The organism is Mediterraneibacter gnavus ATCC 29149, from assembly GCF_008121495.1.
Taxonomy (GTDB): Bacteria; Bacillota; Clostridia; order Lachnospirales; family Lachnospiraceae; genus Mediterraneibacter; species Mediterraneibacter gnavus.
This window is the reverse complement of sequence record NZ_CP043051.1, coordinates 460,001-473,929: the sequence shown is the minus strand read 5'-3', so window position 1 is coordinate 473,929 and position 13,929 is coordinate 460,001. Positions and strand designations below refer to the sequence as shown.

The window sequence follows — 13,929 nt, the reverse complement described above, 5'->3', positions numbered from 1 at the left end:
GGAATACACAAAAGTTAAGAAAGGTGGACAAGATATGCCAAAAGTAGGAATTGTAATGGGCAGTGATTCAGACCTTAAGGTGATGAGCAAAGCTGCGGACATGCTGGAAAAACTGGGAATTGATTACGAGATGACGATCATTTCCGCACACCGTATGCCTGATGTGTTTTTTGACTGGGCAAAGGCGGCCGAAGGAAAGGGGATCAAAGTGATCATCGCAGGAGCAGGAATGGCAGCACATCTTCCGGGAATGTGTGCGGCACTTTTCCCGATGCCAGTAGTAGGAGTTCCGATGTCCGGAAAGAATCTGGATGGAATGGATGCACTCTATTCGATCGTTCAGATGCCGCCGGGAATTCCGGTTGCCACTGTTGCGATTGACGGAGGTATGAATGCGGCAATTCTGGCAGCAAAGATTCTTGCGACCTCAGATGAGGAAGTTTTGAAAAAACTCAAAGCATATTCAGAAGAGATGAAAGAGACAGTTCAGAAAAAAGCAGAAAAGCTGGACGAGATCGGATATCAGGCGTATCTGGAAAAATAGAGCACAGACGATGTAAGAAATGGAGAATAGTTATGGATTATAAGAATGCAGGTGTGGATATTGAGGCTGGTTACAAATCAGTGGAACTTATGAAAGAACACGTAAAGAAAACAATGCGTCCGGAAGTACTCGGTGGACTGGGTGGATTTTCCGGTGCGTTTTCTCTTGCAAAGATCAAAGAGATGGAAGAGCCGGTACTGCTTTCCGGAACAGACGGATGTGGTACAAAAGTCAAACTGGCAATGATCATGGACAAGCATGATACGATCGGAATCGATGCAGTTGCGATGTGTGTCAATGATATTGCATGTGCAGGAGGAGAACCATTATTTTTCCTGGATTACATCGCATGTGGAAAGAATTACCCGGAAAAGATCGCATCGATCGTAAGCGGTGTTGCAGAAGGATGTTTGCAGTCAGAAGCAGCGCTGATCGGTGGTGAGACAGCAGAGCATCCGGGACTGATGCCGGAGGAAGATTATGATCTGGCCGGATTTGCAGTAGGTGTCTGTGATAAAAAAGAGATGATCACAGGAGAAGACTTAAAAGCAGGAGATGTACTGATCGGGATGGCGTCTTCCGGTGTGCACAGCAACGGATTCTCTCTGGTGAGAAAAGTGTTTGAGATGACAAAAGAAAATCTGGAGACATATCATGAGAGTCTTGGATGTACATTGGGCGAAGCACTTTTAGCACCTACCAGAATTTATGTCAAAGCACTCAAGAGCATCAAAGCAGCGGGTGTGACAGTCAAAGCCTGCAGCCATATTACAGGCGGCGGATTCTATGAGAATATTCCACGTATGCTTAAAGAAGGAACGCATGCAGTGATCGAAAAGGACAGTTATCCGGTGCTTCCGATTTTTGATATGCTGGCAAAAGAAGGGGATATCGAAGAACAGATGATGTACAACACATTCAACATGGGACTTGGTATGGTTCTGGCAGTAGACGCCGCAGATGTGGAGAAGACAATGGAAGCAATCAAAGCGGCCGGAGATACTCCATATGTAGTAGGTAAGATCGAAGCCGGAGAAAAAGGAGTTACTTTATGCTAAGAGTAGTCGTGATGGTTTCCGGAGGCGGAACCAACCTTCAGGCGATCATAGATCGTGTGGCAGACGGTACGATCACTAATGCGGAAATTGTCGGTGTGATCAGTAATAACGCCAATGCATATGCGCTGGAACGTGCAAAAGAACACGGGATTTCGGCGTGTTGTATCTCGCCGAAGGAGTTTGAATCCAGAGAAATCTTTAATGAGAAGCTTCTGGAAGCAGTCGATGCATATGCGCCTGATCTGATCGTGCTTGCAGGATTCCTGGTGGTGATCCCGCCGGAGATGATTGCAAAATACCGCAACCGTATGATCAATATTCATCCGTCTTTGATCCCTTCCTTCTGTGGAAAAGGATTTTACGGACTGAAGGTACATGAGGCAGCTCTAGAGCGCGGTGTAAAGGTAGTCGGTGCAACGGTTCATTTTGTGGATGAGGGGACGGATACCGGTCCGATCCTGTTACAGAAAGCAGTAGAAACACAGCCGGATGATACTCCTGAGATTTTGCAGCGCCGGGTGATGGAGCAGGCAGAATGGAAGATTCTGCCGGAAGCGATCGATCTGATCGCCAATGGAAAAGTAACGGTAAAAGACGGAAGAACTGTGATCACACAGTAGAAGAGGAGACTGCCATGAAAGTTTTAATAGTCGGAAGCGGCGGAAGAGAACATGCGATCGCAGCCAGCGCCGCAAAGAGCAGCAAAGTAGAAAAGATGTACTGTGCACCGGGAAATGCAGGGATTGAAGAATTCGCAGAGTGTGTGCCGATCGGCGCCATGGAATTTGAAAAACTGGTCGCATTTGCAAAAGAAAAATCGATCGATCTTTGTATTGTGGGAATGGATGATCCTCTGGTGGGAGGTCTTGTGGATGAGATGGAAGCAGCCGGTATCCGCACATTCGGACCAAGAAAGAATGCAGCGATCCTGGAGGGATCCAAAGCGTTTTCAAAGGACCTGATGAAGAAATATCATATTCCGACAGCCGCATATGAGAATTTTACAGATCCGGATGCAGCAATCGCATATCTGGAGACTGCAAAATTCCCAATCGTGCTCAAAGCAGACGGACTGGCACTTGGAAAAGGTGTTTTAATCTGTCAGAATTTTGAAGAGGCAAAAGAAGGCGTGCGTACGATCATGCTGGATAAGAAGTTCGGAACAGCCGGAAATGAGATGGTCATCGAAGAATTTATGACAGGCCGGGAGGTTTCTGTTCTTTCTTTCGTAGACGGAAAGACCATTAAGACCATGACTTCTGCACAGGATCACAAGCGTGCGGGAGATGGAGATACAGGCCTGAACACAGGTGGAATGGGAACATTTTCACCAAGCCCGTTCTACACAAAAGAAGTGGAAGAATTTTGTAGCGAACACATTTATCAGGCAACGGTGGATGCTATGGCAGCAGAGGGTAGAGAGTTTAAAGGCGTGATCTTTTTTGGACTGATGCTGACAGAAGAGGGACCGAAGGTACTGGAATACAATGCACGCTTCGGGGATCCGGAAGCGCAGGTTGTACTGCCGCGTATGAAGAATGATTTGATTGAAGTTGTGGAAGCATGTATTGACGGAACACTGGATCAGGTAGATCTGCAGTTTGAAGACAATGCAGCAGTATGCGTGGTACTGGCATCCGAAGGATATCCGGTAAGTTATGAAAAAGGTTTCCCGATTCAGGGGTTGGAAGAATTTAACAAGCATGAAGGGTATTACTGTTTCCATGCCGGCACAAAGCTTCAGGACGGACAGATTGTGACAAACGGCGGGCGTGTGCTCGGTGTGACAGCAAAGGGAAAAGATCTCAAAGAAGCGAGAGCCAATGCCTATGCTGCAACAGAGTGGGTGCAGTTTGAAAACAAATATATGCGTCATGATATTGGAAAAGCAATTGACGAGGTATAAAACAATATAAAATGTATAAAGAAAGAAGCTGCCTGGCGGATTTGATTTAAATTTGATCTGCCGGGCTGTTTTTGTGCGAATTAAACGATAAAAAATTGAAATATAAAGAAAAATTGAGGGAAAATAAAAGTGTAATGCGAAAAAAGGACTCCAGTCCTTTTCTTGATTATAAAAAGTGTCTAAAATGTGAACTATAGAAAAGACGGAATTGGCAAATTTGAAAGGCGGATTAAAAATGGAAAAGAAACGAGTTTTTCTGATTGTTCTGGACAGTTATGGAATCGGAGAGATGACAGATGCAGCTGATTTTGGAGATGTCGGAGCAAACACATTGAAGACGATCACCAAAGTGAAGGAGTATGATACCCCGAACATGAAAAGGATCGGGCTTTTCAACATCGATGGCGTGGACTGGATGGAGAAAGAAGAGCACCCTATCGGTTCATATGCACGTATGAAGGAGCAGTCCAGAGGGAAAGATACGACGATTGGGCACTGGGAGATTGCCGGAGTGATCTCTCCAAAACCGCTTCCGACGTATCCGGATGGATTTCCGAAGGAAGTGCTGGATGCGTTTGAGCGTGAGACGGGAAGGAAGGTTCTGTGCAACAAGCCGTACTCCGGAACAGACGTGATCCGGGATTACGGGCAGGAGCATGTAGAGACAGGAGCGCTGATTGTATATACTTCTGCGGACAGTGTATTTCAGATTGCAGCACATGAAGATGTGGTTCCGATCGAAGAACTGTATCGGGACTGTGAGATCGCAAGAAGGATCCTTGTGGGAGAGCATGGGGTTGGACGTGTCATTGCAAGACCGTTTATCGGGACAGCACCGAATTTTACCAGAACTGCGAACCGGCATGATTTTTCCTTACTGCCGCCAAAAGACACGATGCTGGATGCACTTGTAAAAGCCGGATATGATACGTATGGTGTAGGAAAAATCTATGATATTTTTGCAGGACAAGGAATCCAGCATACACAGCGTATCCAGAATAATGTGGACGGAATGGAAAAAACCATCGAGACACAGGATGTAGATTTTAACGGAATCTGTTTTGTGAATCTGGTGGATTTTGACATGGTGTACGGACACAGGAACAATAGGAAAGGCTATGCAGAGGCGGCGACAACATTTGACCGTCAGCTGGGAACCTTTATGGAACGGATGAGAGATGACGATATTCTGATGATCACTGCCGATCACGGATGCGATCCGGGATTTCCGGGAACGGATCACACACGGGAGCACACACCGTTTCTTGTTTACGGCAAGAGCATCCGGGAAGATGTGAATCTCGGAACAAGAGAAAGTTTTGCAGATATTGCAGCAACGATCCTTGATATTTTCAATGTGGAAAATAATACGGACGGAACAAGTATGAAAGAATACATTTTAAAGAAATAAAAGAGAAAGGGAGGAAGCGAATGTGGAATATGTAATTGAAATGAACCACATCACCAAACAGTTTGGAAATTTCAAAGCAAACGATGATATCACCCTCCAGGTAAAAAAAGGCGAGATCCACGCGCTGCTCGGTGAAAATGGAGCAGGAAAGTCAACACTGATGAGCGTTCTCTTCGGTCTGTACCAGCCGGAGGAAGGAGAGATCCGCATCAATGGGAAAACAGTGAACATCAACAACCCGAATGACGCCAATGATCTTGGAATCGGAATGGTACACCAGCACTTCAAGCTGGTACACAACTTCACAGTTCTGGAAAGTATTGTTCTGGGACGTGAGACAACAAAGATGGGTGTGCTCAAAATGGATGCAGCCCGTAAAAAAGTAATGGAGCTCAGTGAGAAGTACAAATTCAAGATCGATCCGGATGCGTATATTTCGGATATCACAGTTGGGATGCAGCAGAGAGTGGAGATCTTAAAGATGCTCTACTGCGACAATGATATCCTGATCTTTGACGAGCCGACAGCAGTTCTGACACCACAGGAAATCAGTGAACTGATGAAGGTGATGAAGCAGCTGATCGCAGAAGGAAAATCCATTATCTTTATCACACATAAGCTCAATGAGATCAAAGAAGTTGCAAATCGATGCAGTGTTCTGAGAAAAGGAAAATACATCGGAACTGTCGAGGTGGCAGAGACATCCAAAGAGCAGATGTCTGAGATGATGGTCGGACGCAAGGTCAACTTTATCGTAGACAAACCGGAGATGACACCGGGAGAACCGGTTCTGGAAGTGAAAAATCTGACTGTAAAATCCAGACATCATGGAAAAGCTGCGGTTGACAATGTATCTTTCCAGGTAAGAAAAGGCGAGATTCTCTGCGTGGCAGGTATTGACGGAAACGGACAGTCTGAGCTGGTATATGGAATCACAGGTCTGATACCGATCGAGCATGGACAGGTGATCTTAAATGGAAAGGATATCACCAAAGAGAGTATTCGTCAGAAATGTCTGGACGGAGTGGCGCATATTCCGGAAGATCGTCACAAAGACGGACTGGTTTTAGATTACACACTTCAGGAAAACCTGGTTCTGCAGTCTTACTATACCAGGAGATTCCAGAATCACGGCTTTTTAAAATTTGATGCGATTCGTCAGTATGCGAAAATGCTGATCGAGAAATTTGATATCCGTTCCAGTCAGGGGGAGAAGAGTATTGCCAGAGGCATGTCGGGAGGAAATCAGCAGAAAGCGATTATTGCCAGAGAGCTGGACCGTAATCCGGAAATTGTCATTGCAGTACAGCCGGTACGAGGTCTGGACGTAGGTGCGATCGAGTACATCCACAAACAGCTCATTGAGCAGCGGGACGCAGGAAAGGCAGTTCTTCTCGTTTCACTGGAACTGGATGAGGTGATGAATGTCAGTGACAGGATCATCGTCATGTACGAGGGTGAGATTGTTGCAGATCTGGATCCGAAGAAGATTACGACAGAAGAACTCGGACTTTACATGGCAGGAGCGAAAAGGAGTGTGAAGAATGAAGATTAAGAATTTGTTTAAAGGAGAAGGCTTTGTCAATTTCAGTTCCTCCATTCTTGCGATCGTCTGCGGTCTGTTGTTTGGTCTGATCATTCTTCTGATCAGTAATCCAAGCCAGGCATTCGGCGGATTTATGATGATCATTCAGGGTGGGTTTACGGATGGAATGCAGGGATTCGGACAGGTGCTGTATATGGCGACACCGCTGATCATGACAGGACTTTCCGTAGGATTTGCATTTAAGACCGGATTGTTTAATATCGGAGCGTCCGGACAGTTTACAGCCGGTGCGTTTGCAGCGGTATATGTGGGAGTCAAATTCACATTTCTCCCGCCGGGAGTTCATTGTCTGGCGGCACTTCTGGCAGCGATTCTGGCAGGAGCGCTCTGGGGCATGGTTCCTGGACTTTTAAAAGCATTTTTCAATGTAAATGAAGTAATTTCATCCATTATGATGAACTATATCGGAATGTATCTGACCAATATGCTGATTCAGAATACCGTATATGATCAGGTAAAGAATCAGTCCATGGCAGTAGCAGAGGGAGCAAATCTTCCGAAAGGCGGACTGGATAAACTGTTCCCGGGAGCAAGCATCAATGTCGGAATTTTGATCGCCATTGGATGCGTGATCTTAATTTACATTCTGTTGAATAAGACGATTTTCGGATACGAACTGAAAGCCTGCGGAATGAATCCGGATGCCAGCCGGTATGCAGGTATCAATGAAAAGCGCAATATCGTACTTTCCATGGTGATCGCAGGTGCGCTCTCCGGACTCGGCGGAGCACTGTTATATCTGGCAAACTCCGGAAAATATATGCAGGTACTGGACGTGATCGCACCGGAAGGATTCTCCGGAATTTCCGTTGCACTGCTCGGACTTTCCAATCCGATCGGAATTTTATTTGCAGGACTTTTCATCGGATATATCACAGTAGGCGGAAACAATATGCAGCTGTTTGATTTCGCACCGGAAGTGATTGATATTATTATTGCAGCGATTATTTACTGCGGAGCGCTTTCCCTGTTATTTAAAAATACGATTTATAAATTTCAGATGAGAAAAGCGAAAAAGGCAGAGAAAAAATCAGGAACAGATCGTGCAGGGAAGGAGGGACAGTCATGAATGTAGCATATTTCGTTGTACAGCAGACGATGTATTTTGCCATTCCGCTTTTGATCGTTGCAATCGGAGCAATGTATTCGGAACGAAGCGGTGTGATCAATATCGCACTGGAAGGTATCATGGTCATGGGAGCCTTTGCGGGGATCTTCTTTATCAATATTTTCCAGGGGACATTAAGTGGTCAGGGATTGTTCCTGCTCGCCATGCTGGTAGCGGGACTGACCGGAGGACTGTTTAGTCTTCTGCATGCATTTGCTTCGATCAATATGAAAGCAGATCAGACCATCAGCGGTACGGCGCTGAACCTCTTTGCACCGGCTTTTGCGATTTTTACAGCACGTATGATCCAGGGAATGCAGCAGATCCAGTTTACGGACACATTCCATATCAATAAAGTGCCGGTATTGGGAGATATTCCGGTAATCGGAGATTTGTTCTTCCAGAATTGCTATATTTCTACTTATATTGGAATCCTGATTTTTGCGGTAGCCGCATTTGTGATCAAAAACACAAGATTCGGACTCCGACTGCGCGCCTGTGGAGAACATCCGGGAGCAGCAGATTCTGTGGGAGTCAACGTCTACAAAATTCGTTATGCCGGAGTGATTATTTCCGGTGTACTCGGAGGAATCGGAGGACTGATCTTTGTTGTTCCGACTTCTACAAACTTCAATGCAAGTGTAGCCGGATACGGATTTTTGGCAATCGCGGTTCTGATCTTCGGACAGTGGCGAAGCAACAAGATTTTAATGGCAGCATTCTTCTTTGGAATCATGAAAACACTCTCCAGTGCATACTCTACGATTCCATTCCTGAAATCACTGCCGATACCGAATGAGGTATACAAGATGATTCCTTATATTGCAACACTGGTTGTTCTGGCATTCTTCTCCAAGAATTCACAGGCTCCGAAAGCAGAGGGAATCCCATATGACAAGGGAAGCAGATAGTCGAGGAAAGGCAGGGATAAGACAATGAGAATGTATGACCTGATCATGAAAAAAAGAAACGGAGAAGCTTTAAACCACCAAGAGATTCAGTATCTGGTAGAAGAATACGTAGCGGGAAATATTCCTGATTATCAGATGTCTGCATTTTTGATGGCAGTGTATTTTCAGGGAATGACAGAGGAAGAGACACTTGCCATGACACTGGCAGTGGCTCATTCCGGGGATATGGTAGATCTTTCCGGGATTGAAGGAACTAAGGTGGATAAACATTCTACCGGTGGAGTCGGAGACAAGACTACACTGATCATTGCACCGATTGTAGCGGCATGTGGTGCAAAAGTGGCAAAAATGTCCGGTCGGGGTCTGGGACATACCGGAGGAACTGTAGATAAACTGGAATCGATTCCCGGACTTCGGACGACTCTGACAAGAGAAGAATTTTTTGAGGTAGTAAATAAGACGGGAGTCAGTGTAATCGGACAGTCCGGCAATCTGGCTCCGGCAGATAAAAAACTGTATGCGCTTCGGGATGTGACAGCGACTGTGGACAGTATTCCACTGATCGCAGTTTCCATTATGAGTAAAAAGCTGGCAGCCGGAAACGACTGTATCCTGTTGGATGTCAAGACTGGAAGCGGAGCTTTTATGAAGACACTGGAAGATTCCGTGGCACTTGCAAAAGAGATGGTCTCCATTGGGGAAAATGCAGGAAAACGTACGGTTGCCCTGATTACCAATATGGACATTCCGCTGGGACATAATATCGGAAACAGCCTGGAAGTGATCGAGGCAGTGGAGACACTCAAAGGAAACGGACCACAGGATCTGACAGTGGTTTGTATGCATCTTGCCTCTAATATGCTCTATCTGGCAGGAAAAGGAACGCTGGATGAGTGTAAGAGTATGGTAAAAGAAGTGATCGCAAACGGGAAGGCACTGGAGCATCTGGCAGCTATGGTGAGAGCCCAGGGCGGTGATGATGCGGTGATCTGGGATACGCAGAAGTTTGCAAAAGCTCCATATTCTTATGAAGTTTGCGCGAAGGAATCTGGATATATTACATTTATGGATACGGAGAGCTGTGGAATCGCTTCTGCAATGCTGGGAGCCGGAAGAGAGACGAAAGACAGTGGGATTGATTTCGCGGCAGGTATTATCATTCACAAAAAAGTGGGAGATTATGTGGAAAAAGGCGAGTCTCTGGCGACTATGTATGCTTCCAGAGAAGAATTATTTGAAGCGGCAGCGAAGCGTTATTTGTCAGCAGTGACACAAAAAAGTATACGTGCAGAAGAGGAAAAGCTTGTTTACGCACGTGTTACAAAAGAGCAGGTAGAGTATTTTTAAAAAGAAAGGCGGCGAACAAAAATGGATCAGAAAGAAATTTTGAAACATGTGGATCACACACAGCTGAGGGCATTTGCCACTTGGGAAGACATTCAGAAATTATGTGAGGAAGCGATCGAATACGAGACAGCTTCTGTATGTATCCCGCCATGCTACATCAAGCGGGTGCATGATACGTATGGAGAGAAGATCAATATTTGTACAGTAGTGGGATTTCCACTGGGGTACAGCGTTACAGAGGCAAAGGCGGCGGAGACAAAAAAAGCACTGGAAGACGGTGCATCTGAAGTAGATATGGTAGTGAATATTTCCGATGTGAAAAACGGAAATTACGATGCGGTACAGGCAGAAATTGCGGCACTCAAGAAGATTACAGGCGATAAGATCTTAAAAGTGATCATTGAGACCTGCTATCTGACAGAGGAAGAAAAGATCGCGATGTGTAAAGCTGTGACAGCGGCGGGAGCAGATTACATCAAGACTTCCACCGGATTTGGAACAGCCGGAGCAACACTGGAAGACATCCGTTTATTTAGAGAGAATATCGGACCGGACGTAAAAATGAAAGCAGCGGGCGGAGTCAAGACAGTGGCTGATATGGAAGCATTCCTGGAAGCAGGATGTGATAGAATTGGTACCAGCTCTGCAATTCAACTGATTCAGGGCGAACAGACCAGTGGATATTAAGGAGGAGAAGACATGAAAAAGAAAATCTTAAGTCTGCTTATGGCAGCAACACTCGTTGTCGGAATGACAGGATGTGTACAGAAACCAGGAAGTGAAGGATCTGATGCAAAAGATGGAGACAAAGGCGGAAAAGGCGGTTATGAGCTGGCACTGATCACAGACGTTGGAACCATTGATGACAAGTCATTTAACCAGGGAACATGGGAAGGACTTGAAAAATACGCAAAAGACAACAACCTGACACACAAATATTACAAACCAACAGAAAAATCTGATGAGGCTTGTATGAATGCCATTGATCTGGCAGTAAAAGGCGGGGCAAAAGTTATTGCAACACCGGGATTCTTGTTTGAGTATCCGATCATGGAGGCACAGACAAAATATCCGGATGTAAGCTTTATCCTTGTAGATGCAGAGCCAAAGGATAAGGACGGAAATGTACAGATCGAAGACAATGTAATGTCTATCATGTATGCGGAAGAGCAGGCCGGATATCTGGCTGGATATGCAGCGGTGACAGAAGGATACAAGAATCTTGGATTTATGGGTGGTATCGCGGTACCTGCGGTTATCCGCTATGGATATGGATTTATCCAGGGAGCAGATGCGGCAGCAAAAGATATGGGACTCAAAGCAGGGGACATCAAAATGAAATATACTTATGTAGGAAACTTTGATGCATCTCCGGAAAACAACGCAAAAGCAGCAGCATGGTACAATGAAGGAACAGAGTGTATCTTTGCATGTGGCGGCGGAGTTGGAAACTCTGTTATGAAAGCGGCAGAGACAGCAGACAAAGTTGTGATCGGTGTAGACGTTGACCAGTCTGTAGAGTCTGAGACAGTCATCACTTCCGCAATGAAGAACCTTGGAGATTCTATTTATGGAGCACTGGAAGATTACTATAATGACAGCTTCCAGGGAGGAAAAACAGTGACTCTGGACGCTTCTCAGGATGGTGTAAAACTTCCAATGGAAACTTCTAAATTTAAAGTATTCACACAGGAAAAATATGATGAACTGTATGCACAGTTAAAAGACGGTACAATTAAAGTTGGAAATGACCAGACAGCAGAGGATGCAACAGGTGTTCCGACAGAAGTTGTAAAAGTAGAGCTGATCAAATAAGAATGGCGTACATGTATCCGGCTGGCAGATTTTAAATGTCAGCCGGAAATTTTTTTCACGGAAATGTAAGAACTTCTGTTTTTTTCGGCGATTTGTTTTATAATAGTAAGGAGACTATTTACCAGATACAAAGGAAGGGGATGTATGGGAACAGATCGTCTATATCAAGTGCTCCCTATTATGCGGGAGCTGAAAAAAGAACGACGGGAAGAGGTTGAACAGTTTTTTCAGGATGCTCCAGATTGGCTGCTGGATTCTTTCCGTGTGGTGGAACTGGATAAAAATGTTGTATTTATCAGAGAAAATCAGCCAGTAGATACCGTACACATTATTGTGAGGGGGATGTTTAAAATCACAGACTACCGGGTATACGGCATTGCCTATGACTTTATGCAGTTTGACGGGATCAATGCCATGGGCGGGATGGAGCTGATCATGGATCTGGATACGTATCAGGCAACCCTGCAGACGATCACACCGTGTACGTCGATCCGCATTCCGGCCGATGTCTATGCAAGGTGGCTTCGCACAGATATCCGTGCGCTGAAGCAGGAAGCCAAGATCATGGGACATTATCTGTATGAGCAGGGAGTGACCAGCCGGACCTATATGTTTGTGCCGGGGACAGACCGGGTGGCGGTTCTTTTTGAACACAGATATAAAAAATATGCAAAAAACGGAAAATTAACATTTACCAATACAAGACAGGAACTGGCAGAATATTCGGGCTTAAGTGTAAAGACCGTGAACCGTGCGGTAAAAAAGTTTGAAGAGCAGGGGCTGATCAGCCGTAGCGGAAAAACATTTTATATTGATGAAGGGCAATATGAGCAGCTTCATGCACTGGTATCCAAATTAATTGAGCCATTGATAGAAAGGGGTCGAAATGATGAACCAGATTTATGAAAAATTAGTAAAATGCGCAGATGCAGTGAAAAGTAAAATTAAATTTCAGCCGAAGGTGGCATTGATCTTAGGATCCGGTCTGGGAGACTATGCAGAGACCATGCAGGTGGAAGAGACGATGGAATACACTGAGATTGAAGGATTTCCGGTGTCTACCGTGGCCGGACACAAGGGAAGATTTTTATTTGGTTATGTAGAAGGTGTCCCGGTTGTGGCAATGCAGGGAAGAGTGCATTTCTATGAGGGATACCCGATGCAGGATGTGGTACTTCCGGTACGTCTGATGGGAATGCTGGGAGCAAAAATCGTGATGCTGACCAACGCAGCAGGAGGTGTGAATTTTGACTTTCATCCGGGAGATCTGATGCTGATCACAGATCAGATTACGACAGCGGTTCCGAGCCCTCTGATCGGATCGAATATCGAAGAACTGGGCGTTCGTTTTCCGGATATGAGTGAAGTGTATAACAAAGAATTGCAGGATGTGATCCGCAAAGCCGGGACAAACACAGGTGTTGCTCTTAAGGAAGGTGTTTATATGCAGTTTACAGGTCCAAGCTATGAGACACCGGCAGAGATCAGAATGTGCAGAACACTGGGAGGAGATGCGGCCGGAATGAGCACAGCATGTGAAGCTATGGCAGCAAGACATATGGGAATGAAGGTGTGCGGAATTTCCTGTATCACGAATCTGGCAGCAGGAATGTCCACGCAGAAGCTGGATCACAAAGAAGTACAGGAGACTGCAGACAGAGTGGCAGAGGACTTTAAGCGTCTTGTCACAGAATCGATTCGTCTGATTGGAGAAACTCTGGCGTAGGATGTGCAGCAGTGCAAGGAGAGTGCGCAATGAAAAAAGAATTTAAATTTGGAACAGATCTGGATGGAAAAGCAAAAGAGGAATTGATCCGTCTGGCATATGAGGGAAAAGAGAGATCATACTCTCCTTACTCCGGATTTCAGGTAGGCGCTGCCCTTCTGGCAGAAAACGGAACGGTTTATCTAGGATGTAATATCGAAAATGCGGCATACAGTGCTACAAACTGTGCAGAAAGAACTGCGCTTTTTCAGGCAGTGTCAGAGGGCGTGAAAGAATTTCGGGCGATTGCGATCGTCGGAGGTCCGAAAGGGAGTAAAAAAGGAGAACTTTGTGCGCCTTGTGGAGTATGCCGTCAGGTGATGATGGAATTTTGTGACCCAAAAGAATTTCAGATCGTTCTGGAGGACGGAAACGGTGGATGTTTTGCAAAAACACTGGAAGAGATACTGCCGTTTGGATTTGGACCGGCAAATTTGAGAGAAGAGGAGTGAAAACGC

General features: G+C 45.6%; 14 protein-coding genes. All 14 read left to right on the top strand.

Features of this window, described 5'->3' with window-relative positions; all coding sequences use genetic code 11:
- Window positions 1-34: 34 nt before the first annotated feature.
- Window positions 35-544, top strand: a complete 510-nt coding sequence (gene purE / locus FXV78_RS02345) for a 5-(carboxyamino)imidazole ribonucleotide mutase (RefSeq protein ID WP_004843488.1) — start codon at window positions 35-37, stop codon at window positions 542-544.
- A 32-nt stretch (window positions 545-576) separates the two neighbouring features.
- Window positions 577-1,602, top strand: a complete 1,026-nt coding sequence (gene purM, locus FXV78_RS02340) for a phosphoribosylformylglycinamidine cyclo-ligase (protein ID WP_004843487.1) — start codon at window positions 577-579, stop codon at window positions 1,600-1,602.
- Entirely contained in the window at window positions 1,596-2,222 is a 627-nt protein-coding gene (purN, locus tag FXV78_RS02335) for a phosphoribosylglycinamide formyltransferase (RefSeq protein WP_004843486.1), read from the top strand. The genes purM and purN overlap by 7 nt, the downstream gene beginning before the upstream one ends.
- Window positions 2,223-2,236: 14 nt before the next feature.
- Entirely contained in the window at window positions 2,237-3,508 is a 1,272-nt protein-coding gene (gene purD, locus FXV78_RS02330; protein WP_004843485.1) for a phosphoribosylamine--glycine ligase, read from the top strand.
- Window positions 3,509-3,743: 235 nt separating this feature from the next.
- A complete protein-coding gene (locus FXV78_RS02325) occupies window positions 3,744-4,919 on the top strand; it encodes a phosphopentomutase (protein WP_004843484.1) in 1,176 nt (391 codons plus the stop codon).
- Between the two features lie 22 nt (window positions 4,920-4,941).
- Window positions 4,942-6,474: an ABC transporter ATP-binding protein gene (locus tag FXV78_RS02320; RefSeq protein WP_009244908.1), complete on the top strand. Its 1,533-nt coding sequence runs from the start codon at window positions 4,942-4,944 to the stop codon at window positions 6,472-6,474.
- Window positions 6,464-7,594, top strand: coding sequence for an ABC transporter permease (locus tag FXV78_RS02315; RefSeq protein WP_004843482.1), 1,131 nt, complete (start codon window positions 6,464-6,466; stop codon window positions 7,592-7,594). Before FXV78_RS02320 ends, FXV78_RS02315 begins: the two co-directional genes overlap by 11 nt.
- The gene (locus FXV78_RS02310) at window positions 7,591-8,544 is read left to right on the top strand and encodes an ABC transporter permease (protein ID WP_004843481.1); all 954 of its coding nucleotides are present in this window, start codon (window positions 7,591-7,593) and stop codon (window positions 8,542-8,544) included. Before FXV78_RS02315 ends, FXV78_RS02310 begins: the two co-directional genes overlap by 4 nt.
- A gap of 24 nt (window positions 8,545-8,568) precedes the next feature.
- Window positions 8,569-9,891 (top strand): pyrimidine-nucleoside phosphorylase, encoded by a 1,323-nt coding sequence (locus FXV78_RS02305; RefSeq protein ID WP_004843480.1) that lies wholly within the window; start codon window positions 8,569-8,571, stop codon window positions 9,889-9,891.
- Between the two features lie 21 nt (window positions 9,892-9,912).
- Entirely contained in the window at window positions 9,913-10,578 is a 666-nt protein-coding gene (gene deoC / locus FXV78_RS02300) for a deoxyribose-phosphate aldolase (protein ID WP_004843479.1), read from the top strand.
- A gap of 12 nt (window positions 10,579-10,590) precedes the next feature.
- Window positions 10,591-11,706, top strand: coding sequence for a BMP family lipoprotein (locus FXV78_RS02295; RefSeq protein WP_004843478.1), 1,116 nt, complete (start codon window positions 10,591-10,593; stop codon window positions 11,704-11,706).
- A gap of 144 nt (window positions 11,707-11,850) precedes the next feature.
- Window positions 11,851-12,612: a Crp/Fnr family transcriptional regulator gene (locus FXV78_RS02290; protein WP_004843477.1), complete on the top strand. Its 762-nt coding sequence runs from the start codon at window positions 11,851-11,853 to the stop codon at window positions 12,610-12,612.
- On the top strand, window positions 12,596-13,432 hold the full coding sequence (locus tag FXV78_RS02285) for a purine-nucleoside phosphorylase (protein WP_039959845.1): 837 nt from the start codon (window positions 12,596-12,598) through the stop codon (window positions 13,430-13,432). The genes FXV78_RS02290 and FXV78_RS02285 overlap by 17 nt, the downstream gene beginning before the upstream one ends.
- A 29-nt stretch (window positions 13,433-13,461) precedes the next feature.
- Window positions 13,462-13,923: a cytidine deaminase gene (locus tag FXV78_RS02280; protein ID WP_004843475.1), complete on the top strand. Its 462-nt coding sequence runs from the start codon at window positions 13,462-13,464 to the stop codon at window positions 13,921-13,923.
- The last annotated feature ends 6 nt before the right edge of the window (window positions 13,924-13,929 follow it).

What these genes read in the sequence shown, in the direction of transcription:
- purE (WP_004843488.1), top strand. Translation starts at nt 35, where the DNA reads ATGCCAAAAGTAGGAATTGTAATGGGCAGTGATTCAGACCTTAAGGTG.
- purM (WP_004843487.1), top strand. Translation starts at nt 577, where the DNA reads ATGGATTATAAGAATGCAGGTGTGGATATTGAGGCTGGTTACAAATCA.
- purN (WP_004843486.1), top strand. Translation starts at nt 1,596, where the DNA reads ATGCTAAGAGTAGTCGTGATGGTTTCCGGAGGCGGAACCAACCTTCAG.
- purD (WP_004843485.1), top strand. Translation starts at nt 2,237, where the DNA reads ATGAAAGTTTTAATAGTCGGAAGCGGCGGAAGAGAACATGCGATCGCA.
- FXV78_RS02325 (WP_004843484.1), top strand. Translation starts at nt 3,744, where the DNA reads ATGGAAAAGAAACGAGTTTTTCTGATTGTTCTGGACAGTTATGGAATC.
- FXV78_RS02315 (WP_004843482.1), top strand. Translation starts at nt 6,464, where the DNA reads ATGAAGATTAAGAATTTGTTTAAAGGAGAAGGCTTTGTCAATTTCAGT.
- FXV78_RS02310 (WP_004843481.1), top strand. Translation starts at nt 7,591, where the DNA reads ATGAATGTAGCATATTTCGTTGTACAGCAGACGATGTATTTTGCCATT.
- FXV78_RS02305 (WP_004843480.1), top strand. Translation starts at nt 8,569, where the DNA reads ATGAGAATGTATGACCTGATCATGAAAAAAAGAAACGGAGAAGCTTTA.
- deoC (WP_004843479.1), top strand. Translation starts at nt 9,913, where the DNA reads ATGGATCAGAAAGAAATTTTGAAACATGTGGATCACACACAGCTGAGG.
- FXV78_RS02295 (WP_004843478.1), top strand. Translation starts at nt 10,591, where the DNA reads ATGAAAAAGAAAATCTTAAGTCTGCTTATGGCAGCAACACTCGTTGTC.
- FXV78_RS02290 (WP_004843477.1), top strand. Translation starts at nt 11,851, where the DNA reads ATGGGAACAGATCGTCTATATCAAGTGCTCCCTATTATGCGGGAGCTG.
- FXV78_RS02285 (WP_039959845.1), top strand. Translation starts at nt 12,596, where the DNA reads ATGAACCAGATTTATGAAAAATTAGTAAAATGCGCAGATGCAGTGAAA.
- FXV78_RS02280 (WP_004843475.1), top strand. Translation starts at nt 13,462, where the DNA reads ATGAAAAAAGAATTTAAATTTGGAACAGATCTGGATGGAAAAGCAAAA.